21 protein-coding genes are annotated in these 23990 nt (G+C 71.2%); 6 read left to right on the top strand and 15 right to left on the bottom strand.

Annotated features, from left to right (window positions below):
* Window position 1 precedes the first annotated feature (1 nt).
* The 10 genes from murD to CEY15_RS03585 all read right to left on the bottom strand — a co-directional run bounded on the left by murD (window position 2) and on the right by CEY15_RS03585 (window position 11851).
* Complete coding sequence (murD, locus tag CEY15_RS03540) at window positions 2-1570, bottom strand: UDP-N-acetylmuramoyl-L-alanine--D-glutamate ligase (RefSeq protein ID WP_428844181.1); 1569 nt, start codon at window positions 1568-1570, stop codon at window positions 2-4.
* Entirely contained in the window at window positions 1567-2661 is a 1095-nt protein-coding gene (gene mraY, locus CEY15_RS03545) for a phospho-N-acetylmuramoyl-pentapeptide-transferase (protein ID WP_095717340.1), read from the bottom strand. The genes murD and mraY overlap by 4 nt, the downstream gene beginning before the upstream one ends.
* A complete protein-coding gene (locus CEY15_RS03550; RefSeq protein ID WP_095717341.1) occupies window positions 2658-4172 on the bottom strand; it encodes a UDP-N-acetylmuramoyl-tripeptide--D-alanyl-D-alanine ligase in 1515 nt (504 codons plus the stop codon). Before CEY15_RS03550 ends, mraY begins: the two co-directional genes overlap by 4 nt.
* Window positions 4169-5728 carry a UDP-N-acetylmuramoyl-L-alanyl-D-glutamate--2,6-diaminopimelate ligase gene (locus CEY15_RS03555; protein WP_095717342.1) on the bottom strand — a complete coding sequence of 520 codons (1560 nt, stop codon included), beginning with the start codon at window positions 5726-5728 and terminating at the stop codon, window positions 4169-4171. The genes CEY15_RS03550 and CEY15_RS03555 overlap by 4 nt, the downstream gene beginning before the upstream one ends.
* A 75-nt stretch (window positions 5729-5803) precedes the next feature.
* Complete coding sequence (locus CEY15_RS03560) at window positions 5804-7717, bottom strand: peptidoglycan D,D-transpeptidase FtsI family protein (RefSeq protein WP_095717343.1); 1914 nt, start codon at window positions 7715-7717, stop codon at window positions 5804-5806.
* A 26-nt stretch (window positions 7718-7743) separates the two neighbouring features.
* A complete protein-coding gene (locus CEY15_RS03565) occupies window positions 7744-8532 on the bottom strand; it encodes a hypothetical protein (protein ID WP_095717344.1) in 789 nt (262 codons plus the stop codon).
* Window positions 8529-9551: a 16S rRNA (cytosine(1402)-N(4))-methyltransferase RsmH gene (rsmH, locus tag CEY15_RS03570; RefSeq protein WP_095717374.1), complete on the bottom strand. Its 1023-nt coding sequence runs from the start codon at window positions 9549-9551 to the stop codon at window positions 8529-8531. The genes CEY15_RS03565 and rsmH overlap by 4 nt, the downstream gene beginning before the upstream one ends.
* Before the next feature lie 229 nt (window positions 9552-9780).
* Window positions 9781-10257, bottom strand: a complete 477-nt coding sequence (locus CEY15_RS03575) for a division/cell wall cluster transcriptional repressor MraZ (protein ID WP_017835536.1) — start codon at window positions 10255-10257, stop codon at window positions 9781-9783.
* Window positions 10258-10859: 602 nt separating this feature from the next.
* Entirely contained in the window at window positions 10860-11270 is a 411-nt protein-coding gene (locus CEY15_RS03580; RefSeq protein WP_095717345.1) for a DUF3040 domain-containing protein, read from the bottom strand.
* Between the two features lie 176 nt (window positions 11271-11446).
* The gene (locus CEY15_RS03585; protein ID WP_017835538.1) at window positions 11447-11851 is read right to left on the bottom strand and encodes an SAV_6107 family HEPN domain-containing protein; all 405 of its coding nucleotides are present in this window, start codon (window positions 11849-11851) and stop codon (window positions 11447-11449) included.
* A 92-nt stretch (window positions 11852-11943) separates the two neighbouring features.
* On the opposite strand from CEY15_RS03585, the gene CEY15_RS03590 reads away from it, so the two are divergent.
* From CEY15_RS03590 to CEY15_RS03600, 3 genes are read left to right on the top strand one after another with little or no spacing between them, the layout of a single operon-like run.
* The gene (locus CEY15_RS03590; RefSeq protein ID WP_095717375.1) at window positions 11944-12543 is read left to right on the top strand and encodes a GNAT family N-acetyltransferase; all 600 of its coding nucleotides are present in this window, start codon (window positions 11944-11946) and stop codon (window positions 12541-12543) included.
* Window positions 12527-14113 (top strand): phytoene desaturase family protein, encoded by a 1587-nt coding sequence (locus CEY15_RS03595; RefSeq protein WP_095717346.1) that lies wholly within the window; start codon window positions 12527-12529, stop codon window positions 14111-14113. Before CEY15_RS03590 ends, CEY15_RS03595 begins: the two co-directional genes overlap by 17 nt.
* Window positions 14110-14838: an LppM family (lipo)protein gene (locus CEY15_RS03600; protein WP_095717347.1), complete on the top strand. Its 729-nt coding sequence runs from the start codon at window positions 14110-14112 to the stop codon at window positions 14836-14838. The genes CEY15_RS03595 and CEY15_RS03600 overlap by 4 nt, the downstream gene beginning before the upstream one ends.
* Before the next feature lie 74 nt (window positions 14839-14912).
* On the opposite strand, the gene metF is transcribed toward CEY15_RS03600, so the two are convergent.
* Window positions 14913-15890 (bottom strand): methylenetetrahydrofolate reductase [NAD(P)H], encoded by a 978-nt coding sequence (gene metF / locus CEY15_RS03605; protein WP_176475009.1) that lies wholly within the window; start codon window positions 15888-15890, stop codon window positions 14913-14915.
* A gap of 95 nt (window positions 15891-15985) precedes the next feature.
* Here metF and CEY15_RS03610 point away from each other — a divergent pair, with 95 nt between their 5' ends.
* Window positions 15986-17065 carry a polyprenyl synthetase family protein gene (locus CEY15_RS03610; protein ID WP_095717349.1) on the top strand — a complete coding sequence of 360 codons (1080 nt, stop codon included), beginning with the start codon at window positions 15986-15988 and terminating at the stop codon, window positions 17063-17065.
* 2 nt (window positions 17066-17067) lie between these two features.
* On the top strand, window positions 17068-18615 hold the full coding sequence (mptB, locus tag CEY15_RS03615) for a polyprenol phosphomannose-dependent alpha 1,6 mannosyltransferase MptB (RefSeq protein ID WP_245847197.1): 1548 nt from the start codon (window positions 17068-17070) through the stop codon (window positions 18613-18615).
* Here mptB and CEY15_RS03620 read toward each other — a convergent pair.
* Entirely contained in the window at window positions 18597-18965 is a 369-nt protein-coding gene (locus tag CEY15_RS03620) for an Rv2175c family DNA-binding protein (RefSeq protein ID WP_031264471.1), read from the bottom strand. The genes mptB and CEY15_RS03620 overlap by 19 nt on opposite strands.
* Before the next feature lie 113 nt (window positions 18966-19078).
* Between CEY15_RS03620 and pknB the strand changes: the two genes are divergently transcribed.
* Entirely contained in the window at window positions 19079-21262 is a 2184-nt protein-coding gene (gene pknB / locus CEY15_RS03625; RefSeq protein ID WP_245847199.1) for a Stk1 family PASTA domain-containing Ser/Thr kinase, read from the top strand.
* Between the two features lie 34 nt (window positions 21263-21296).
* On the opposite strand, the gene CEY15_RS03630 is transcribed toward pknB, so the two are convergent.
* Genes CEY15_RS03630 through CEY15_RS03640 form a run of 3 tightly spaced genes read right to left on the bottom strand, consistent with a single transcriptional unit; the run spans window position 21297 to window position 23985 of the window.
* Window positions 21297-22703 carry a class II 3-deoxy-7-phosphoheptulonate synthase gene (locus tag CEY15_RS03630; protein WP_017835547.1) on the bottom strand — a complete coding sequence of 469 codons (1407 nt, stop codon included), beginning with the start codon at window positions 22701-22703 and terminating at the stop codon, window positions 21297-21299.
* A 35-nt stretch (window positions 22704-22738) separates the two neighbouring features.
* Window positions 22739-23236: a polyadenylate-specific 3'-exoribonuclease AS gene (locus CEY15_RS03635; RefSeq protein WP_017835548.1), complete on the bottom strand. Its 498-nt coding sequence runs from the start codon at window positions 23234-23236 to the stop codon at window positions 22739-22741.
* Between the two features lie 5 nt (window positions 23237-23241).
* Window positions 23242-23985 (bottom strand): lysophospholipid acyltransferase family protein, encoded by a 744-nt coding sequence (locus CEY15_RS03640; RefSeq protein WP_017835549.1) that lies wholly within the window; start codon window positions 23983-23985, stop codon window positions 23242-23244.
* Between the last annotated feature and the right edge of the window lie 5 nt (window positions 23986-23990).

Genomic DNA, 23990 nt, shown 5'->3' on the forward strand with positions numbered 1-23990 from the left:
CCTACCTCCCGGCGACCCGGCCCACGGCGAGCGCGAAGCTGCGCCCGCGGTGGCCGTAGTCGGTGAACATGTCCATCGACGCGGCGGCGGGGGCGAGCAGCACGGTGTCGCCTCCGGTGGCCATCCGTGCGGCCTCGGCGACCGCCCGGTCCATCGTCTGCTGCGGCTCGTCGGGAGCCGCCGCACCGTCATCGTCTCCCGAGGCCAGCTCCACGACGGGCACCCCCGGCGCGTGTCGGGACAATGCCTCGGCGATCCGCGCCCGGTCGCGGCCGATCAGGACCACCCCGCGCAGGACGTCCGCCACCTCCGCGACCAGGGGGTCGACATCGGCGCCCTTGAGCAGTCCGCCGGCGAGCCACACCATCGTCCCGCCCGCGAGCAGCGACGTGCGGGCCGCATGCGGGTTGGTCGCCTTGGAGTCGTCCACGTAGCGGACCCCGTCCACCGTGTCGACCAGCTCTGCGCGGTGCGCGGCCACCGTGAACCCCCGGAGACCGGCGGCGACGTGCTCCGCCTCCGCCCCCACCGACATCGCGACAGCCGCGGCGGCGAGAGCGTCGAGCACGCCCGCGGGTCCCGGCGGTCGGACGTCCACGGCCGGCAGCAGTGGCACCTCGTCGTCGTCCCCGCGGCCACCGATCCGCGCGGTGAGGACACCGTCGACCACCCCCAGCTCCCCGTGACGGGGCGCGCCGAGGCGCACCCCGATCCGCGCGGACGCGGGCGCCTCCTCCAGTAGTCGGGAGGCGATCGGGTCGTCGTTCCCGGCCACCGCCACCCGCCCGGTGAGGACCTGCGCCTTGGCCGCGGCGTACGCCTCCATCGACCCGTGCCAGTCCAGGTGGTCCTCCGCGACGTTGAGGACTACCCCCACGTCGGGTCGGCAGCTCGGCGCCCAGTGGAGCTGGAAACTCGACAGTTCGGCCGCGAGCACCTCGACCCTCGGCTCGGCGAGCAGAACCTCCGTCACGGGCAGGCCGATGTTGCCGCACGCCCGCACGGCCATGCCCGCCTCCCGGCAGATCGACTCGAGCATCGAGGTGGTGGTGGTCTTACCGTTGGTACCCGTCACCGCGAGCCAGGTCCGCGGCGGTCCGAACATCCCGGCCGCATCGGCCCGCCAGGCCAGTTCCACGTCCCCCCACAGCTCGAGGCCGGCCTCGGTGGCGGACCGCAGCAGCGGGGAGTCGGGCCGCCACCCCGGGCTCGTCACCACCAGGTCGATCCGGCCGGGGCCCGTGTCGAGAAGCATCTCGGCCGCGCGATCGAGGCCGACGCCGGTACAGCCCACCCCCTCCGGTAGCGAGGCCTGGAGCAGCTCGACGGCATCCGGTCGCGAGTCCGCCACCACGGGCTCAGCGCCGAGCGCGTGGAGTATCCGGACCGCCCCCGGGCCGGACACCCCGGCGCCGAGGACCAGGACGCGGGCTCCGGCGAGGTCGCTGATGCCGAGACCCTGCCCGGAGCCGCCGATCCCTGCCGTGCTGAATGCTCTCGTCTCGTGCTCTGTCGTCTCGTGCTCTGTCGTCTCGCGCCCTGTCGTCTCGCGCCCTGTCACGTCCGTCACCCCGATGTGCTCGCGAGCCAGTCACCGTAGAAGAGCGCGATCGCCAGACCGCAGGAGATGGCCACGAGGAGCCAGAACCTGATGGTGACGGTCGTCTCGGCCCACCCGCCGTTCTCGAAGTGGTGGTGGATGGGTGTCATGCGGAACGGACGACGGCCGGTGGTGCGGAACGCCACGACCTGGATGAGGACCGAGACGAACTCGATCACGAAGACCGCGCCGACGACGACCATGAGCAACTCGGTGCGCGAGACCACCGAGACGCCCGCGACGATGCCACCCAGGAACATCGACCCCGTGTCGCCCATGAAGATTTTGGCCGGGGCGGCGTTCCACCACAGGAAGCCCAGACACGCCCCGAGCGAGGCCGAACACACCACCGCGATGTCGAGTGGGTCACGCACCTGGTAACACCCGGACAGATCCACCCCCTCCGCGGTGGAGAAGCACGAGTAGCGGAACTGCCAGAAGCTGAACACCACGTAGGTGCCCATGACCATGGCCATCGACCCGGCGGCCAGCCCGTCCAGACCGTCGGTGAAGTTGACCGCGTTGGACCAGCCGTAGACCAGGACCACGATGAAGATGAGGAAGACGACCACCGGGAAGGTGACGGCGACGAAGTCGCGCATGTAGCTCAACGAGCGGCTGGCGGGGGTCAGCCCGTCGTCGTTCCGGAAACCCAGGACCAGGATGCCGAACGCGAGAGCCGCGAGCACCTGGCCGACGGTCTTGGACAGGATGCCCAGACCCTTGTTGTGCCGCTTGAACACCTTGAGGCCGTCATCAATCATCCCGACCACCGCCAAGGCGGTCGCCAGCCCGAGGATGAGCAGACCGGAGGCGGTGAATCCCCCGCCGCCGACCGTCACCAGTCCCACCAGTCCGGCCACGATGTAGCCGAGCCACACCGCGGCGAGGATCGCGATGCCGCCCATGTTGGGGGTGCCGCGTTTGCTCATGTGGGACTGCGGGCCCTCCAGGCGGATCTCCTGCCCGAAGCCGTGGCGACGGAAGTAGATGATGAGCACCGGGGTGAGGAAGATGCTCACGACGAAGGCGACGATGCCAGCGACCATGATCTGGGTCATTCGGACGTCTCCTCACCACGCGTCGCGAGCAGATGCTCCGCGACGCTCCACAAACCCACAGCCGCCGAGGCCTTGACCAGCACGATGTCCCCCGGCCGCACCTGCTCGTCCACGACGGCGCACGCCTCCTCTGCGGTCCCGACGTGCTCCGCCTCCGACCCCCACGACCCCTCCTGCACCGCACCCTGGAACAGCGCGCGCTGGGGGCGACCCCGGCCGACCACCACCAGTTGGGACACGTCGAGGCGCACGAGGAACCGACCGATGAGGTCGTGCTCCGTCACCGAGTCCTCGCCCAGTTCGGCCATCTCGCCCAGGATCGCCCAGGTCCGGCGGTGTCCCCCGCCCGACCGCGCCATCACGGCGAGTGACTTGAGCGCTGCCCGCACCGAATCGGGGTTCGCGTTGTAGGAGTCGTTGATCACGGTGACGCCGTCGGCGGTCACCCGCACGTCCATCCGCCGCGCGGACGCGGCCCGGGCGGTACCGAGGGCGCCGGCGATCGTCGAGACGTCCATCCCGCAGGCCAAGCCCACCGCGGCGGCCGAGAGGGCGTTGCCCACCTGGTGCTCCCCGTGGACCCGGAGGGCCACATCGGCCTCGCCGTCCGGGGTCACCAGCCGGAAGGAGGCCCGCACCTCGTCGTCCACCCGCACGCCCTCGGCGCGGAGGTCAGCGGACCGGCCAGACCCCACCGTCACGACCTCAGCGGAGGTCCGTCCGGCCATGACCAGGACCCGGTCGTCGTCGGCGTTGAGCACCGCGACGCCGCCATGTGCCGCGTCCGGCAACGCCTCGACCAGCTCGCCCTTGGTGGCGGCGATGACGTCGCGCGAGCCGAACTCACCGAGGTGCGCGGTCCCCACGTTGAGCACCACCCCGATCCTCGGGGGCGCGATCTCAGCGAGCTCCCTGATGTTGCCCGGCGCGCGCGCACTCAGCTCGAGCACCAGGAAGTCGGTGGACTCATCGGCGCGGAGGGCGGTCCAGGGATGGCCGATCTCGTTGTTGAACGACCCGGGCGGCGCGACGACCGTCCCGGCGGCGGAGAGGACCGCGCCGATGAGGTCCTTGGTGCTGGTCTTGCCCGAGGATCCGGTGATCCCGACCACGACGAGCCCGTGGTCGGCGACCAGCCTGTCGACACTGGCCCGCGCCAGGGCTCCGAGCGCCGCGAGCACCGCCGCGCCGGACCCGTCGGAGTCCGCGGCCAGGGCCATGGCGTTGGTGGCGCGCCGGTCGACGGGGGGCACCACGATCTGGGCGCCCGCCGCCCCGGGGACGTCGGTGACCTCGCGTGCGACCAGAGCGGCCGCCGCCCCGGCCTGCAGGGCGCGGCCGACGAACTCGTGGCCGTCGACCCGCTCGCCGGGCAGGGCGAGGAACAACCCGCCGGGCTCGATACGGCGGGAGTCGAACTCCACGGAACCGGTGACCGCGGTCGAGGGGTCGCCGCCGACCAACCGACCGCCGACGATCCCGGCGATCTCGCCGAGGGTGAGGTCGATCATGAGGTGGTGTCCTCCGTCCGGACCGATGTGTCGGTGTATTCCATGCGTCTGACGAGTTCCTCGGCCGCGCGGGTCCGGTCGTCGAAGGGGAAGACCACCCCGTCGATCTCCTGTCCGGTCTCGTGGCCCTTGCCCGCGATCACCACCGCGTCGCCGGAGCGCGCCCAGTCGATCGCCGCGGCGATCGCGGCACCCCGGTCCGCTATCTCCTCGATGCCGGTCCCCTCGCCGGCCGCGGCCTCGGCACCCGCACGCACCGCCGCGCGGATCGCGGCGGGGTCCTCGCTGCGCGGGTTGTCGTCGGTCACCACCACGAGGTCCGCGACCTCCGCGGCCGCCGCGCCCATCAGCGGTCGCTTGCCCGGATCCCTGTCCCCGCCCGCACCCAGGACCACGGCGACCCGTCCCCGGGTCTGCGCACGCACGGACCTCAGGACCGCGGCGACCGCGGCCGGTTTGTGGGCGTAGTCCACGAGGACGCGGAAATCCTGCCCGCGGACGACCGGCTCGAGGCGCCCCGGCACCCGCACGCTGCTCAGTCCGGCGGCCGCGGCCCGCACGTCGAGCCCGAGGGCGTCGACGATCGCGAGTGCGACGAGTGCATTGGTCACGTTGAACCGGCCGAGGAGCGGTAGATCGACCTCCACGGTCACCCCGTGCGGCCCCCACGCGGCGAACGCCTGCCGATCGTCGTCGGTGGTCAACGCCTCGCCCGCCGTCCAGTCGGCGGACCCGCGGGGATCGGCCGAGACGGTCACCGCGTCCGGGCGGGACGCCAGCAGTCGTCTCCCCCAGTCGTCGTCGACCACGATCACTGCCCGCTCGGCGGGCCGCACCGCGGAACCCGAGTCGGCGTCGGGGTCGAACAACCGGGCCTTGGCCCGGAAGTAGTCCTCCATGCTCGGGTGGAAGTCGAGATGATCCTGGGAGAGGTTGAGGAAGGCACCCACGGCGAACCGCGTCCCGTCCACCCGACCGAGCCGCAACGCGTGGCTGGAGACCTCGGCGGCGACGGCGCGGGCACCCCCGGCTCGCATCTCACCCAGCAGGGCCTGGAACTCGGGCGCTTCAGGCGTGGTGAGACTGCTCGGCAGGTGCCGTCCGTCCACCCTGCTGCCCGTGGTGCCGATGAGCCCCGCCACGAGGCCACAGCCCGCGAGCGCCGCCTCCACGAGGTAGGTCGTCGTGGTCTTGCCGGACGTCCCGGTGATCCCCACGACGTCCAGGTCGGCGGAGGGGTCCCCGACGATGGCCGCCGCCACCTCGCCCAGGACGGACCGGGGTCGCGGGTGCAACAACACCGGGACACGGTCGGCCACGGGACCCATCAACTCCAGGCCCTCGGTGTCGGTGAGTACGGCCGACGCGCCCGCCTCGACCGCCGTCGCGCAGAAGGAGGCACCGTGGATCCTCGACCCGGACAACGCCGCGAAGAGCGTGCCGGGTCCCGCGTCCTGGGCCCGGATGGTGGCGCCGGTCAGCTCCGCGTCGGCTGCCGCCCTGTCACCGAGGAGGCTCGCCTGCACCGCGTCCGCCAGCTGTGCTGCTGTCGTCATCGCCTGTCCTCGACCCGCCTCTCGTTGTCCGTGACCCCTCGTGAACCCGCTACACGCTACCTTGCCGGTCGCGCGTCACTGCGCCTGCAGGATCAGGTCCGGCGCGGGGGCGGACGGCGGGATGTTGTCCCGGTTGACCAGCCACGAGGCGATGTCGTGGAAGAGGGGTGCGGCGGATGCGCCGAGGGTGCCGCGCTGGGGTGCGTCGAGCATGATCGAGATCACGTACCTCGGATCGTCGGCGGGCAGGATGCCCGAGAAGGTGATCCAGTACCGCGAGTTGGAGTAGCAGGCACACGAGGGGTCGATCTGCTGGGCGGTGCCGGTCTTGCCGCTGATCTGGTACCCCGCCACCGCGGCCTGGGGGCCGGTTCCCGCCTGCGCCCCCGGGCCGGACTGGACGACCGAGCGGAACATGTCACGCACCGTGCGAGCGGTCTGCTCGCTGACCACCCGCTCGCCCTCCGGTCGATCGGCCTCGTGGACCTCACCGTCCGGGTCCACTCGCTCGGCGACGATCCGTGGCGGCACCCGGACCCCGTCGTTGGCGATGGCCTGGTAGATGCCCGCCATCTGCAGGGTCGTCATGGACAACCCCTGCCCGATGGGCAGGTTGGCGAACGTCCCGCCCTGCCAGTTCTGCAGGTCGGGGACCAGACCGTCGGACTCGCCGGCGAGTTCGATGCCCGACCGCTGACCCAGCCCGAACTTCCGCAGGTACTCCGAATACGATTCCTTGCCGACGCGCTGCGCCAGCATGAGGGTCCCGACGTTCGAGGACTTCCCGAAGATTCCCGTGGTCGTGTAGGGCGTGGGCCCGTGCTGCCACGCATCGGAGACGGTCACCCCCTCCATACTGATGCTCCCGTCCACGGAATGGACCTCATCCGGGTCGGTGAGTCCGGCCTCGATCGCCGCCGCGGCGGTGATGATCTTCTGCACCGAGCCGGGCTCGAAGGGCGAGGTGATCGCCGGGTTGCCGAGGTCCGCCCCGCGCTCGAGTTCGGCGCCGATGCCCACCGCGGGGTTGAAGGTGTTGTCATTGGCCATCGCGCGGACCTCTCCGGTCCGGGAGTCCAGCACGACCGCCGAGGCACTCTGCGCGCCCGAGGAGTCCTTGGCGGACTGCACGGCCTTCTGGACGTGCCACTGCAGGTCGGCGTCGAGGGTCAGACGGATCGTGTCGCCGTCGCGCGGGGCCGAGACGTTCCGCAGCGTCCCCGGGATCACCGTGTCGTCCTGGGCGCGGTCGAAGGTCTGGCGACCGTCCTCGCCGTCGAGTTCGTCGTTGAAAGACGCCTCTATGCCCTGCAGACCGATGAGCTTCCCGTCGTCGCTCTTCGATGTGGCTCCCACCACGTTGGCCGCGAGCGCTCCGCCCGGGTACTCGCGGATGTCCACACGTTCCGCACCGATCATCGGGAACTTCCGGGTGATGGCGTTGGCCTGGGTCACGTCCACGTTGCGGACGAGGTAGGTGAAACCACCCTCGGAGGTGAGTTTGGCCTCGATCTCCTGCCGGTCGATCTTGTCCCCGAGCACGGACTCGAACTCGTCAGCGATCTGGTCGACCAACTCGTCCCACGTGGGGTTGGTGCGGTTCAGTTCCCTGCGCGCTTCGGCGTTGCGTTGCTCGACCAGCGGCTGGATGGACAAATCCCGGGCCTCGCGGGTGAACGCGATCGGGTCGCCGTGGACGTCGACGATCGCGCCGCGGGTGGCGGGGAGCACCTGGTGGACCTGTCGTTGGCTCTCCGCGCGTGCCGCGAGTTCGGTGCCGCCGATCGTCTGGACCCACAGCAGCTTGACCAGCGCTATCACCATGATGACGGCGAAGGCTGAGCGCATCCACGTGAACCGCCGGTCCGTCGAATCGGCGGTGAGGACCCTGCCGGACCGGGTGGGCGGCCGACCGTCGCCCGGGCGGCCGCCGCGAGGTGCCCCCGAAGGGACCCGCGGGCCCTGTCCCGGGGTGCGTCGATCGGTCATCGAGGGGCCTTTCGCAGGTCGTGTCGTCAGTAGAGCGGGCCGGGGACCGGCGCGAGTGTCGCGACATCGCCAGCCGGGGCCGGCACGGGGGCCGGGGGGTCGGGGGCCACAGCGGGAGCCGGGGCGGCGGGTTCCTCCATCGGGGCGGGCGGTGCGACCGGGACCGGGCGACCCGCGAGCGGTGGATACGGGACGGGGGCGACCCCGCGAGGAGTCCTGTCCTGCGGCGCCTGCGCGGGCGGTGCGTCGAATCCGCCCCGCTCGGGCGACGTCGACGGTTCGGACGCTACCGGAGCCGGCTGCAGCGGCCTGACCGGCGCGCCGAGCTTCGCCTCAGGCTCGCCGACCACCTCGATCACACCGTCCGAACCCCTGGTGAGGATGGGGGCACTGGCGACCCCGACCATTCCGAGCTTCTCGGCGCGCTGCGCCAGGACCTCCGCCGACCGGGCGCGCTCATTGGACGCCCGGAGCGTCTCCATGCGCTCGACGAGCTCCACGTTGGCGTCGCGCGCGTTCTTGAGGTCGTAGGTGTCCTGCGTCGTCTGCGCCGACAACAGCAGGGTCCCGCCGACGCCCGTGCCGATGAGGAGGAGCATGACCACCACGAAGGGGATTCGACCCGCCAACTCGGCAGGACTCAGTCGTTCGGCGGGGACGACCACCGTCCTGCGCCCCCGCACCGAACGGGTGACCGGTTTGCGGCGTAGCCCCACCACCCCGACGCCCGGGGACCGCCCGGGCCGCTCGGTGGTGGGGGCGGACCGGGTATCGGAGCCGTCGGCGGGATCCGCCGTGTCGATGGTGCTCGTCATGGGGTTCTCCCGTCGATACGCCGGACGCATCGCACCCGGACCGAGGCCGAGCGCGGGTTGTGGTCGATCTCGGACTGTGACGCCTTCTCCGCGCCGCGGGTCACGGACTCGAACTCGGGGCCGTGCCCCGGCAGTTCCACCGGCAGTCCGGCGGGGGTGCGCGAGGCCGTCCGAAGGGTGAGTTCCCGCTTGACGATCTTGTCCTCGAGCGAGTGGTACGCCATGAACACCGCCCGACCGTCACGCCTCAGGAGGTTGAGGTACCCGGGTACCGCGTTCTCCACCGCCTCGAGCTCGGCGTTGACCTCGATACGCAAGGCCTGGAAAACGCGCTTGCCGGGATGCCCGCCGGTGCGGCGTGCGCCCTGCGGAATGGTGTCGTAGAGGAGTTCGACGAGCTGGGCACTGGATGAGATGGGATCGGTCTCCCGGCGGCGCACGATGGCGGAGGCGATCTGTCGCGCGAACCGCTCCTCGCCGTAGACCCGGAAGATCCTCGCGAGATCGTCACGCGGGTAGTCCGCCAGGATGTCGGCGGCGGTCGGACCCGTGGTGGGGTCCATCCGCATGTCCAGCGGCGAGTCGACCGAGTACGCGAATCCACGCTCGGCCACGTCGAGCTGCATGGATGAGACCCCGAAGTCGAGCAGTACCCCGTCGATCGCCGGGCCGGCATCGTCCCTCGACTCCGCGGGAAGACTGTCCACGATCAGGTCCAGGTCATCGAACCGGGCGTGCACGGGAGTGAACCGGTCCCGGAAGGCGGTGAGCCTCCGGGTGGCGATCTCGAGGGCAGCCGGGTCGCGGTCGACCCCGACGATGCGCAGGTCGTCGAAGGCGGCGAGGAGGTGTGAGGTGTGTCCGCCCAGGCCCAACGTGCCGTCCACGATCACCGGCCTGCGGCCCGCGGTGGCGGCGGCGTCGATGACGGGTCGGAAGAGCTCGATGGTGCGGTCGAGGAAGACGGGGACGTGGCCGAACCGGGCCGCGGCGCGGTCGGAGCCGGGATCTTCCGCCATGTCGCCTCCCTCCCGTCCGGATGTCATCGGTGCTCCGGTTGTGGTGGAGCCCCCTGGTCCCCGTCCGGTACCCACCTGGCGTTGGGGAAGTACGCCAGGGTGGTGCCGGGCAGGGGCCGGGGGGCTCCGTCCGTCGTGCTGTCGTGCTGTCGTGCTCTCGTGCTCTCGTGCTGTCGTGCTCTCGTGCTGTCGAGATGCGGTCTCGACCGTCCGGTCTCGGTCCCGGCGATCAGAATTCGATCCCCAGGGATGTGCCCTCCATTTCGGAGAACACAGGGAGGTTCTCCGCGCTGTAGCGATCCCAGGCGTCTGCATCCCAGACCTCGAGGCGTTCCCCCAGGCCGTTGACCACGCAGTCCTTGTCGAGGCCCGCGTAGTTTCGCTGACTCACCGGGATGGAGACCCGCCCCTGTGAATCGAGTTGTTGAACCTCCGCGCCGCTCACCAGGAGACGGAAGAACGCCATGTGCCTCTCGCTGAGGTTGGCGGTCGGCCGCACCTTTCTGACCAGCGCGTCGAACTCGCGCTCCGGGAAGACCGAGAGTGTGTTGGTGAACCACCCACACACCACCACCCCGTCCGACAGGCCTGGCCTGAACCTGGCCGGGATCGTCAGCCGTCCCTTGTCGTCGAGCTTGGGACGGTGTGTCCCGTACCCGACGAAGGCTCGTTCGCGCTCGGAGTCGTTGAGGTCGGTGTCGGTCACCCGCCACCTCCTGGGATCAGGCCCCTTCGAGCTCCTCGCGTCCCCCACTGTACCCCACAATGCCCCACAAACAAGGCCTGCGCCCCACTTCTCCCCACTCTGTCTTGTCTTTGCAGTTCAGAACGTCCGGTCGCGGGACAACTCCGCTACCGGGACCGAAAGTGGCGCGTCCGCGCGGACGCGTTCCCGGCGGTCAACTGTGATTGGTGTGACTGGAGCACGCCTATGGGATAGAACAGCGGATCCCGGTGGGGCAAAGTGGAGAACGGGGGGGGGCGAGCGGTGGGGACTGACGCCGCCGAACTCGACGCCGAACTCTCGGGTGACCCTGAGCTGGGCCACGCCGGGACTCGTACGGAGCCACGGGAACGGGCCGACGCCGCAGCAACGGATCGGCGCCACCGGAGTGTGTCGACGCCAGTGGGGCAGCGGCGCGGGCCGGCGCTCAGACGTGGGCCGGCGCTCAGACGTGGGACAGCGCTCGGACCCGGGCCGGCACCTCGGACCCCGCTACCTCACACGCGGGCCGGTACCCCACAAATAGGAGCGAGGGGCGAGCGCAGATGCGCTCGCCCCTCGCCGGAGCTCGTCAGTCGTCGTGGTTACTGCTCGAACCGACGGCGGAAGCGGTCCTCCATACGCGAGGAATAACTCTGCCCGTCCGCCCCCTTGGAGGACGACTTCCCCGCGCCCGGCACCCGGGTTCCGCCGGAGGCGCCGGTCGACGACGACCCCGTGGAGGGCGCCGAACGAAGAGCCATCACGCCCGCCGCGAACATCACGAGGAAACCCACGAGACTGAGGACGGGAAAACCGCCGGGCTTGAAGTCGAGTGCCAGCCCGCCCACGAGGAGTGCGACCCCCACGATTCCGAGGGCCACCACCACACCGGCGGGTCGCCGACCACCGGTCCCACCGGTCTTTCGAACGGACGACGCGAACTTGGGGTCGTCGGCGTAGAGCGCATTCTCGATCTCGTCGAGCATGCGCTGCTCGTGCTCGGACAGGGGCACTGCGACCTCCTCAGAACGCTCGTGGTTACGAGCTCGGCCGGCTCGGCCGTGTGACGGGAACAGTCTACGGGGATCGGCCGGTCGAGGGTTCCCCCCATCATACGAGCGCAACGCGGTGGTGACCACCGCGATTCCGCGTGACGACGGGAAGCCTGCCCCGCGCGTCGTCCACGGCGTCACGCCGCCGGCCCCAGAACCCCCAGCCGCTCGTCCACGAGGTCCAGGAATCGGCCGACCGCCCAGAGGAAATCGTCCGCCATACGGTGTGTGACGTCGCGGGGCAGGCCGTCCTCCACAGCGGCGGCGAGGGCCGAGTAACCGCCGAACGCGGAGGCCCATTCCGCCAGTTCGGGCACTTCCACGGCGAGCCTGTGCCACACATCGGAGGGCCCCCGTCGACGCGGCCCCGGGGACACGAGCGCCGCCGCCGCCGACCTCGCCGCGCGGTACGACTCGAGAAAGCGGTCGGCGGGTGACGCCGCGGCGACCGCACGGCCCCGGTGGATCTCTGCGCGCTCCGCTCGACCGAGGAACCCGACGGCACCCCCGGTCGGCGTACGAACCGACGTTCTCGAACCCATCTGTCCTGCACCTCCCCTTCTGCGGCTCACGGTATCGGCGGGGTACGACACAATCCCGGTCGCGAACGCGCGCACGTGATGAGATGGGGTGGATGGACACCGTGATCACCAGCCTCGACGCCGGCGAGTTCCGAGACCGACTGCCCGAGGCGCTCGGTGTGTACGTCGACGCCATGGGCTACCCGCCCCAGGTGATCCGGTCCCGCGCCCCCGCGTGGATGGAGCACAGTCACCGCGACGGATGGTCCGGGGTCGCGGCCTTCGAGTCGCCGCGTCGGCGGTTTCTCGGTCACGCCCGTGGGCCGCTGGTGGCCATCTGTTACGGCTACCGGGGCGCCCCCGGCCAGTGGTGGTACGAGCAGGTCGCCCGGGGCCTGGGTGATCAGGGCCGACAGCTACCGACGGATTACGTCGAACTGACGGAACTCCACGTGTCCCCCCGATATCAGGGGCGCGGGATAGGAACGGAGTTGCTCCGACGCTTCCTGGCGGACCGTACGGAGCGATCCGTGCTGCTCTCGACCCCCGAGGTCCCCGAGGAGGCCAACGGGGCATGGCGGCTGTACCGTTCGCTGGGCTTCTCGGATGTACTCAGGGCCTACAGGTTCGAAGGCGACGCCCGGCCCTTCGCCGTACTGTCGCGTTCGCTCCCCCTCACCCAACACGGAGGCTCGCGTGAACAACCGTCATGACGTCGTGGTGATCGGTTCCGGCCACAACGGACTCATCTGTGCCGCGTATATCGCGCGGTCCGGCCTCGACGTGCACGTGGTGGAGAAGGACACCGTCCTGGGCGGTGCCACCTCCACGGTCGAGCGCTATCCCGGCCACCGCACGGATCGTGGATCGTCAGCCCACCTGATGATCCGACACACCGGTATCCCGGAAGAGTTGGACCTCGCCGCTCACGGCCTCAGGTATGTGGACTGTGACCCGTGGGGATTCGCCCCCGCCCCGCCGGGCAGCGACGACCCCCCGATCGTCTTCCATCGCGACCTCGACGCGACCTGCGCGAGTATCGCCGCCGCCTGCGGCGAGACCGATGCGCACGCGTACCGCGGATTCGTCCGCCGGTGGGGGGTCCTGGCCGGACGGATGATGAAGGGGTTCGGCGTCCGTCCCACGGCGTCGCGACTGGGAGCGGCGTTCCTCGGTCGGGACGATCTCCGGGATCCCTTCGGCGCGGTCCAGACCTTTCTGGCCTCCGGCGACGCCCTGCTCGACCAGACTTTCACGTCCGAGCGGCTCAAGGCCGCCCTGTCCTGGTTCGGCGCACAGTCCGGACCACCGATGTCCCATGCCGGCACCGCGCCGATGATCGGCTTCGCGGCGCTCATGCACCAGACCCCTCCCGGCCGTGCGATCGGTGGGTCGGGCGCCCTCGCCGACGCACTCGTGTCTGCCGTCCGGGCCGCCGGTGGATCGGTCACCGCGGGTGCGGGAGCGACGGCGATCCGCCGCGCGGGGTCCGGGTGGCGGGTGGAGACCGCGGGGGGCGGGTCGCTGCACTGTTCGGCCGTCGTCGCGGCCTGTCATGTCCACACCACGCTCGACCTCCTCTCCCACGAACTCCCCGCGGCAGGACTCGACGCCTGGCGCCGGCGGATCCGACCGGGGTTCGGGCTGGGGATGGTCGTCCGGCTGGGCACGACGGATCTGCCGCGTTACCCGGGAGTGTCCACGACGACCAGTGCGCACGGTCTGCAACTGCTCGTGACGGACCGTCGCCGACTCGACCACCGGTACGGGGTCGCCGCGGCGGGACGGCTCGACGCGGAACCCGCCGTCCTCGCGATGAGCTTCAGCTCTCTCGACCCCTCGCTCGCGCCGGCGGGCCGGCACGAGCTCACACTGTGGTCGCAATGGCACCCACGGCACCTCGCGGACGGGCGCTCCTGGTCCGAGGCGGGTCCCGGGGAGGCGGACCGGATCATCGCGGCCGCGGAGCGCTTCGCGCCCGGGCTCACCGACTCCATCGTCCACCGCCACGTCCAGACGCCGCAGGACCTGGAGACCGAGCTCGGCCTGATCGGGGGCAACGTGATGCACGTGGAGATGTCCCTCGACCAGATGCTCCCGATGCGACCCCACCCGGACTTGGCCGGTCACACCGTCCCCGGCGCCGACGGCGTGTTCCTCGCGGGCGCCTCCACCCATCCCGGCGGCGGCGTCATCGGCACGAGCGGGAGGACGGTGGCACGTCTCGTCGGCCGCCGGCTCGGCACGTCGACGCGGCGTCGGCATCGCACGCGGGCACAATGACGAGCGTGATCGAACCGAGCGGCACCGCGACCAACCCCGTGACGGCCCCGCACTCCCCCGCGGGCCGCCGGCTCGTGGGCGTCACCGCCCTGATGACGATGCTGTTCGTCCTCACCGGGTGTCTCCAGCTGAACGCGCAGATGAGTGTGCGGAAGGACGACACCGTCTCGGGTCGCATCCTGGTGGCCGGCGACCAGCCGGCGCAGACAGCGGCGCTGGAACGGCTGTCGACTCCGTCCGGCCTGGAGCAGAAGGTGCGGATCACCGCCTACTCAGCGGACGGTTTCACCGGCAGGGAGATCTACTTCACCCAGTTGACTTTCGCGGAGGTCGACGCGCTGTCACTGGCCATCGAGGTCGAGGGCGCCCGGCCCTACACCCTGGGGTTCCGGCGGAGCGGCGACACGGTCTCGTTCACCGGCTCGGTCGACCTCTCGGGGATCCCCGCGGACCGCGCGGAGTCCGCGACCACGCGGGTGGACCTCACCTTCCCCAACCGCATCGGCGAGACGAACGGCACGCTTGGTGGGGGCAACTCCGTGAGCTGGACGCCGGCGCCGGGCTCCATCACGCGGATGCAGGCGTCCTCGTCCTACCCGGACCCCGCCACCCGCGGGTTCGCGGTGTGGATGATCGTCGGGATCGGCGCGGCCCTGCTGGTGTCGATCGGGACCATCCTCGCCGCGCGGACCTCCCGCGCCCGCTCGGACCGCCTCGTACGCTGACCCGCACAGTCTCCCGCGACGGCACCGGCTCCCGCGACGGCGCCAGCTCCCGAAGCCGCCCGGAGCGGGCGGTCTCAGACCCCGCTCGCCACCACGTCCGGCGACGGGACCATCGACAGGTTGGCCAGCACCTCGTGGGTGGCGCGGGAGAAGTTCAGGGTGTTGAAGTGCAGGCACGGCACGCCCTCGGCGATCAGGCGCTCGCAGAGTTCGGTGGCGAACTCGATCCCCACCTCACGCACCGCGGCACGATCCTCGTCGGGTCCGTCCCCCGCGGCCGTACGCAGCCTGCCGGACAGTCCGTCCGGCAGCGCGCACCCGGACAGCTCCACCATGCGGCGGACCTGACGGAGGCTCGTCACGGGCATGAGCCCGGGGATGACCGGCTTGACGGCCTGTTCCGGGTCCGCGGACTCCAGTCGATCCCGTAGGCGCAGGTAGTGCTCGACATCCCAGAACATCTGGGTGATCGAGTACTCCGCGCCGGCGCGGAGCTTGTTGAGCAGGATCTCGGTGTCGTGATCGAGGTCGCGCGCCCGGTAGTGCCCCTCGGGGAAGGATGCGACGCCCACGTGGAGGTCACCGACCTCGTGGATCAGTCGGACGAGCTCCTCCGCGTAGTGCAGACCCTCGGGATGCGGCGTCCAGTCACCGAGCGGGTCACCGGGGGGATCGCCCCGGAGCGCGAGGATGTTGGTGACCCCCACGTCGACGTACATCTGGATCATCTCGCGTAGTTCGGCGACCGAATGGCCCACGGCCGTCAGGTGCGCGATGGGCACCAGGTCGGTCTCCCGGACCACCCTCTCCACCACCTTGACCGTCCGGTCGCGGGTGGAGCCGCCCGCACCGTAGGTGACGGACACGAACGCCGCCCCCAGTTCGGAGAACACCGAGGCAGCGCGCCACAGACGGGCCTCCGCGGCCTCGTCCCGGGGTGGGTAGAACTCGACGGAGAACGGCACCCTGGGGGTGCGCGACGAGGCGATGCGGTCCACGATGCTCGGGTGTCGGTCGCCGCCCGCCGGTACGAGGTGGGGTAGCTGGGTCACCGGACCAGGGTAGCCCGACACGCGCCGGTGCCGACCCTCGCCCGGCGACTAGGATCACTGCCACGAGGGCTGCCGGACGGCGGCGCCCCGAAGGGATGGTGACCGTGGTCACGGCGACTCGCCCGGACGACGCAGAACGGGTGCTCGGCGCACTCCGCCGCCATCTCGACGAGCGGCGGCGGGTGGTGTCCGGGGTCGACGACCGTGTCGACGCCCTCGCGGGACGGTTGTCGGACTTCGTCCTCAACGGTGGCAAACGGATCCGACCCCGTTTCGGCCTGGCCGGGTGGTCGGCCGCGAGCCCGGCGGACGCGACGGTCCCGGATGAGATCCTCACGGCCTGCGCGGCACTCGAATTGATCCAGGCCTGCGCCCTCATCCACGACGACATCGTGGACGCCTCGGACACCCGTCGCGGCCGACCGACGGTCCATCGTTCGATCGAGGCGGCACACCGGGACCTGGGATGGTCCGGTGACCCCGCCCGATACGGCGTGTCGCAGGCGATCCTCGTCGGGGACCTGGCCCTGGCCTGGGCGGACGAGATGTTCGTGACCTCGGGCGTCGACCCCGCCGCGCTCGGCCGCGCACTGGAGCCGTGGTACGCCATGAAGACCGAGGTGCTCTCGGGGCAGATGCTGGACATCCTGGCCGAGTCCTCCGGTGCGACCGACGAGGAGACGCCGGCCCGGGTCAACCGCTTCAAGACGGCCGCCTACACCGTCGAGCGGCCCCTGCACATCGGTGCCGCGCTCGCCGGGGCGGCACCGGACACCGTCACGGCGCTGCGCGAGTTCGGGGTGGCCGTGGGGCAGGCCTTCCAACTCCGTGACGACATGCTCGGCGTCTTCGGGGATCCGGAGGTGACCGGCAAGCCGTCCGGGGACGACCTCAGGGAGGGCAAGCGGACCCTCCTGCTCGCCCGCGGTACGGCGCTGGCGACGGCCGGGGAGGCGGACTTCCTGCTCTCGGTCCTGGGCACCGATCTCGCCCCCGCCGAACTCGAGCGCGCCCGCCGGATACTGGTGGACTGCGGTGCGGTGGCCTCCGTCGAGGCGGAGATCGACACCTTCACGGTCCGGGCCCTGGACGCGATCGGTTCCGACGCGGTGAGCGAGCACGGTCGGGTCACACTCCGCGCCCTGGCCGAGGCCGCCACCCGTCGACGGTCGTGACGGTGGCGCCGGAACCGACCCCGGGGGCCGTGGCGTCCCACGAGTCGGATGCGTCGGCGCCGGCGCGCGCCGCCGCGAACGCCCGCTCGCTCACCTCCTCCGCGCGCTCGGCCCTCACCGGGCCCTGCGGCCCCGCGCTGTACCGGGGGATGCTCGGGTCCGGGCTCCTGACGCTCGGGGGCTTCGGCGCCGGAGCGCTGCCGGTGGACGGTGGGCCCGCCGTCGCCGTCGGCCTGCTCGGGTTCACCTTCGGTCACGGTGAGATCCTGGCGCTGGCGCTGTGCTGGATCGGCATCGCGCTGCTCTTCAGCGGCTGGCTGGCGCTGGGACCGCGGGCGCTGTCCGGTCGGCTCCCCACGCGGGACGCGGTGTGGGCCACTGCGCTGTGGTCGCTTCCGACCCTGCCCGCGGTGCCGATGTTCAGCCGCGACGCCTGGTCGTACCTCGCCCAGGGGGCGATGGCCGCCGCGGGCGTCGATCCCTACGAGTTCGGTCCCGAGGCCAACCCGGGCGCGTTCTCGGACGAGGTCAGCCCCGACTGGCGGTCGACCGCCACACCGTACGGACCGCTCCACCTGCTGCTCATGAGGGGCGTGGTGGCCGTGTCCGGCGGCAACCCGGCGGTGGGGGTCGTCATCCTGCGCGTCGCGGTGTTGTCCGCACTGGCCGCACTGACCGTTCTGCTCGTCATGGCCGCTCGCCGGGCCGGTGTCGACGCGGCGGCCGCGGTCTGGCTGGCGTGCGCGTCGCCACTCGCGGTGATCCACCTGGCGGGCGGGCTGCACAACGAGATCTTCCCGCTCGTCGCCTGCCTCGGGGCGGTCGTCCTCACCCTCGACGGGCGGGCGACCTGGGCGGGGGCGGCTATCGGGATCGCGGTGGCTTTCAAGGCGACCGCCGTGATCGTGCCCCCGTTCCTGCTGTGGATCGCGCTGTCGCGACGCCGCGAGGACAAGGCTGTCGCCAGACCGACCCTCCGGGCGCTCGGCGACACGGCGCTCGCCGCGGCGGTCGCGATCGGTGTGCTCGGGCTGACCACCCTCGCGTCCGGTACCGGAATCGGGTGGTTCGACGCGATCGCCGTGTCCGACAGGGTGATCAACTACCTCAGCGCTCCGACGGCGGTTGCGCATCTCATCCACGCGGTCACCGACTCCCCCGGGTTCGAGGATGTGCTGGCGGTGGCCCGGCAGGTCGGGCGGGTGGCCCTCGCCGTGGCGCTGGTGGCCGTGTGGTGGCTCCATCGCCGGGACCGGATGACGGCGCTGCGGGGAATCATGCTGGCGCTGCTGGCCTTCGTCGTACTGAACTCACTCGCCTGGCCCTGGTACTACGTGTGGGTGGCCGCGTTCTGGGTCCTCGCGAGGCCGGGGCCACGAGCCACCACCGCCGCCGTCGGGGCGACCGTGTTCCTGGTCATGGCGATAGGACCCAACGGATCGACCAGCCTCTACAGTCCGGTGCTCTCCGGGGTCGCGGTGCTCGCCTCACTGGCGGTGGCCTGGTGGTGGTGGCGGGCCACCGACGCCGATCAGAACGCCATCGCCTGAGCGCGCCGGATGACCTCCCGGGCGCGGTGACCATGGAGTGCGTCGGCGGGCCGCCCCGGCAGGCTGTCGTCCTCCGTGAAGAGCCACCGCAGGATCTCCTCGTCGCGGTAGCCGCCGTCGCGCAGGACCGACACGAGCCCGGGCAGGAACCGCACCACCTCGTCGTCGTCGTCCAGGAAGACCGCGGGGACCACCACCACGCCGCCACGCCGGACGGCGATCAGTCCCCCTTCGCGGAGCAGGTCGTGCACACGGGTGACCGGGATCCCCAGTCGACTCGACACCTCGGGCAGATTGATCGTCTCGACGTCACCGGGTAGGACGTCATCACAGTGCGGAACGGTACTCACGGTGACCACGTTAGTCCCGGCGAGGCCCGGCGGTCACCACCGCGGGGACCCCTGCCGGGCGCACCGCCCGGTCGCGTGCCGATATCGCGACGCCGGCGGGCAGAATGGACTCCATGACCACTCACGACGGGCAGCTTCCAGGGCCGGGCACGGTGCTCGACGGGCGCTACCGGCTCGACGCCGTGATCGCCCGGGGCGGGATGTCGATCGTCCACCTGGCCACAGACGAACGGCTCGACCGTCACGTCGCCGTCAAATTGTTGGACCCCGCCCTCGCCGGAGACCGCGCCTTCGTCGACCGGTTCACCCTCGAGGCACGCTCGGCCGCGCGACTGTCCGACCCGGGCATCGTCCAGGTCTTCGACCAGGGGGTCGAGGGGGACACCGCCTTCCTCGTCATGGAACTGGTCCCGGGCGGGACCCTGCGCGAGCTCCTCGACGAACGCGGGCCCATGCCCCCCTACGCGGCCGCCGCCGTACTGCGCCCACTGCTCGGGGCACTGCGCGAGGCTCACTCTGCCGGGTTGGTGCACCGCGACATCAAGCCCGAGAACGTCCTCATCTCGACGACCGGCGCGGTCAAGCTCGCCGACTTCGGCCTCGTCCGTGCGGTGGCCGAGTCCAGAGCGACCTCCCGGAGCGTGGTGATGGGCACCGCCGCCTACCTGTCCCCCGAGCAGATCTCCGGCACCGACACCGATGGACGCTCCGACCTCTACTCCCTCGGCGTCCTCGCCTACGAGATGCTCACCGGGGAACCCCCGTTCAACGGGGACAACTCGATCGCCGTGGCCTACCGTCGCCTGGACACCGACGTCCCCGCCCCGTCCGACCAGTCCGATTCCGTGGCGGAGGATCTCGACCACCTGATCCTCCGGGCGACACGCCGCAGCCGCGAGGACCGGTACCCGGACGCCGCGGAGATGCTCGACGACCTCGACCGGGCCGCCGAGATCGGACGGTTCCCCACGTACGTCGTCCCTGCACCGCAGCAGTCGTCCTGGTCCAGGGCCCGGGCTGCCGCCGCCCGGTCGGCGCCCGACGGCGCGGCCGAGTTCGACGCCGCTGATCGCGAGAGCGGTGAGGCACTCGGCCGCGGTGACGGACCGGTGCCGACGCGGGTGCACACGAGGGTGGGCCTCGATGCGGCTCCTCCGACCCCGCCCGCCGGGGCCCACCATGCCCGGGGGGAGGTCGAACCGGTCCCCGACCGGTCGCCTGTCCGTCCGCGCCGCAGGCTCGGTCTGCTCTGGCTGATCGTCGTGCTCGCGCTCGCCATCGTCCTGGCCGTGGCCGGATGGTGGCTCGGGTCCGGCCGATTCGTCACCGTCCCGGCGGTGCAGGGGATGTCGGTGGGTCAGGCCACCGACGCCGTGAACGCGGTGGGGTTGTCGGCCACCACCCGTGACGCGTTCAGCAACGACGTGCCCCGGGCGGGACTGGTCGGGACCGATCCCGAGGCGGGGGCCCGCGTGCCCCGCGGTGACCCGGTGGCGGTCCTGGTCTCCGTGGGACGGCCGGTCGTGCCCGAGGTGGGCGCCGGGCGCGATGTCGACACCGTCTCGGCCCTGCTGCGGGAGAACTCTCTCGAACCGGTCCGCGGCGGGACCGAGCACTCCGACTCGGTCCCGGTCGGGCAGGTGGTGGCTCTGGAACCACGGTCCGGTACCACTGTCGACGTGGGGACCAGGGTGTCGATGGTGACCAGTTCGGGGCCCGCTCCGGTGAGCGTCCCCGATGTCGCGGGCCTCGAGGAGGACCAGGCCCGGGCCGCGCTGGAGGGATCCGGGCTCTCCGTGTCGGAGGTCCGCCGGGTCTACGACGACGAGGTGGACGGCGGGCTCGCCGTGGGCACCGACCCCGACGTCGGAACGGACGTGGCCCGCGGGGACGGCGTGACGCTGCTGATCTCCAACGCCCTCACCGTCCCCGACATCAGGGACGTACCGGTGGACGAGGCCACCGACGTGCTCACCAGGGCCGGTTTCACGATCGTCCGCCAGGCGCCGGTCACCGACCGCCGCATCGCCGATGGCCGGGTGGTCAGCACCGACCCGCCCGCCGGCCGGAGGCTGGATCCCGCCAACGCCGTACTGCGGATCGTCCCGTCGAATGCGGTGACCGTCCCCGTCGTCCTGGGGTCCCGGGCCTCCGACGCCCGGCAGACTCTCCGCGAGGCCGGGCTCGAGCCCACCATCGACTCGGGGTCACCGAGCGGGATCGTCTACGGTCAGAACCCGCTGCCCGGGCGAGTCGTGGCCCGGGGCAGCGAGGTCGAGATCGACGCACTGGGCTGAGTCCGCCGGACCCGTGGCCCGGTGCGGACCCGGCTCAGTGGCGGAGCATCTCCGCGACCAGGTAGGCCAGTTCGAGAGACTGCTGGGTGTTAAGCCTCGGGTCGCAGGCGGTCTCGTACCGTCCGGCGAGGTCGAGATCCGAGATATCCTGGGCGCCTCCCAGGCACTCGGTCACGTCCTCGCCCGTGAGCTCGATGTGGATCCCGCCCGGGTGCGAACCGAGGGCGTGGTGGACCTCGAAGAAGCCCTGGACCTCGTCGATGATCCGGTCGAAATGTCGGGTCTTGTAGCCGTTCGACGTGGAATGGGTGTTGCCGTGCATCGGGTCGCACTGCCAGATGACCTTGTGCCCCGACGCCTCGACGGCCTGCACGATCGGGGGGAGGGCGTCCCTGACCTTGTCGTTGCCCATACGGGAGACCAGGGTCAGACGTCCGGGACGGTTGCGCGGATCGAGCTTCTCCACGTACTCCACCGCGAGTTCCGGGGTCGTGGAGGGGCCGATCTTCAGTCCGATCGGGTTCTCGATGAGCGAGGCGAAGGCCACGTGGGCGTCGTCGATCCCGCGGGTGCGCTCCCCGATCCACAGGAAGTGTGCCGAGAGGTCGTACAGCCCCTGCTGCGCGTCGCCCGTGAGTCCCGTGCCGTCGTCGGCCAGGCGCAACATCGCGCGCTCGTAGTCCAGGACCAGCGCCTCGTGGGAGGAGAAGATGTCCGCCGACCGCAGGTTGTGGTCGGCGACCCCACAGGCGTCCATGAACCGCAGTCCGCGGTCGACCTCCGCGGCGAGCGCCTCGTATCGCGCCCCCGCGGGGGAACCGGCGACGAACTCCATGTTCCATTCGTGCACGCGGTGCAGGTCCGCCGTGCCCGACGCCGTGAGCGACCGGACGAGGTTCATGGCCGCGGCGGCGTTGGCGTAGGCCCGGACCAGGCGGGACGGGTCGTGCTCACGAGTGGTCTCGTCGGCGTCGAACCCGTTGACCATGTCCCCGCGGTAGGACAGCAGGCCGGTGGCGTCCCGATCGGCGGAGCGCGGCTTGGCGTACTGGCCGGCGATCCTGCCGACCTTGACCACCGGCATGGAGGCGCCGTAGGTCAGGACGACGGACATCTGGAGGAGCGTGCGGATCACGCCCTTGATGTGCGGCTCGGTGTTGGCCTCGAAGGTCTCCGCACAGTCCCCGCCCTGGAGGAGGAAGGCGCGGCCGTGCGCGACGTCGGCCAACCGGTCAGACAGGTGCTCGACCTCCGAGGCCACGCAGATCGGTGGCACACTCTCGAGGACCTTGCGCATCGCCGCAGCGTGATCGGCATCCCACGACGGTTGCTGCAGCGCGGGTCGCGACAGTGCGTCCGCCAGCAGCCGGTCGAGGTCCGCCGAGAGCGGGGGGAGGTCGGGAAGCTGCGCGATGTCGACGTCGACTGTCCAGTTGCTCACCCGGCGAGGATACGCCACCGGCACCCTCGCGGACCTCAGAGGCCCAGGTGGGGTGCTGTCGCGGCGATCGCCCGGAACCTCATCGCCGCATGACGCGCATCACCGAGGGCGTCGTGGGCTCCGCCGGGGTGTGCGGGCAGATCCGGCTGCCCGGCGAGCTCCCACAGCTGGCGCACATCCCGGGTGAATCTCGGCATCGCCGCCGGGAGTTCGGTCATGTCCCCCCAGAGCTGGCACACGGCGACGTGGTCATACGCCCCGATCCATGCCCACAGCTCCACCGGACCGGAGACCGGCGCGGTGACGAAGTCGTACAACTCGTCGCGGATCGACGCGCGCGAACTCCACGCCGCCGACGAGGGATTGGGAAGCTTCGGCAGGACGTTGCGTCTGACCCATGGCCCGGCCTTCGCCGGATCGAACTCCGTGGAGACCGCGTAGAACTCACGTCCGTCCTCGGCCACCACCCCCACCGAGACCAGGTCGATGGTGGTGCCGTCCTCGATGAACTCGCAGTCGTAGAAGTAGCGCACCGGCGTCAGCGCTGCCCCTCGACGGGAGCGTCGAGGAGGTTTCGTCCCGACTTCCGGACCGCCTCGTAGCGCTTCTTCATCTCCGCGCCGTAGACGTCCGGGACATACTCCTGACCCGTCAGCGACTGGATACGCCGCATGAACTCGTCGGTGATCTCGCGCTCGGCCACGCGGTCCCCCTCCCGACCGGCCCACGGCGTCAGGTCGAGCGGTTCCCCGATCATCACGCGGACCGGGGTCCGACGATGCGGTCGGGTGACCTTGCGGATGTAGTCACCCGTCCCGACCACCCCCACCGGGATGATCGGGACCCCCGCGCGCAGCGCGAGCCGGGCCGGCCCCGTCTTGCCCCGGTACAACCGCCCGTCCGGGGTGCGGGTTCCCTCCGGGTAGACGCACAGGATCTGACCCGAGGACAGGACCTCCATGCCCGCGTCGAGCGCCGCCTGCGCTGCGTCCGCATTGGTCCGGTCGATCGGGTACTGACCGGTCCCGGCGAAGAACCACCGGCTGAGCGCACCGCGGATCCCGCTGCCCGTGAAGTAGTCGCTCTTCGCCAGGAAGGTGACCCGCCGGGGAAGGAGCAGCGGGGTGAACAACCAGTCGCCCACGGACTCGTGATTGCCCACCAGGACCGCTGCCCCGTTCGCCGGGAAGTTCTCCTCACCGGTGAGGACCGTCCGACTGGTCATCCGCAGGAAAGGCCCGATGATCACGTACTTGAACAACCAGTACAGCACCTGGGTCACCGGTC

The sequence above is a fragment of the Dietzia natronolimnaea genome, from assembly GCF_002289575.1.
Lineage (GTDB): Bacteria > Actinomycetota > Actinomycetes > Mycobacteriales > Mycobacteriaceae > Dietzia > Dietzia natronolimnaea_A.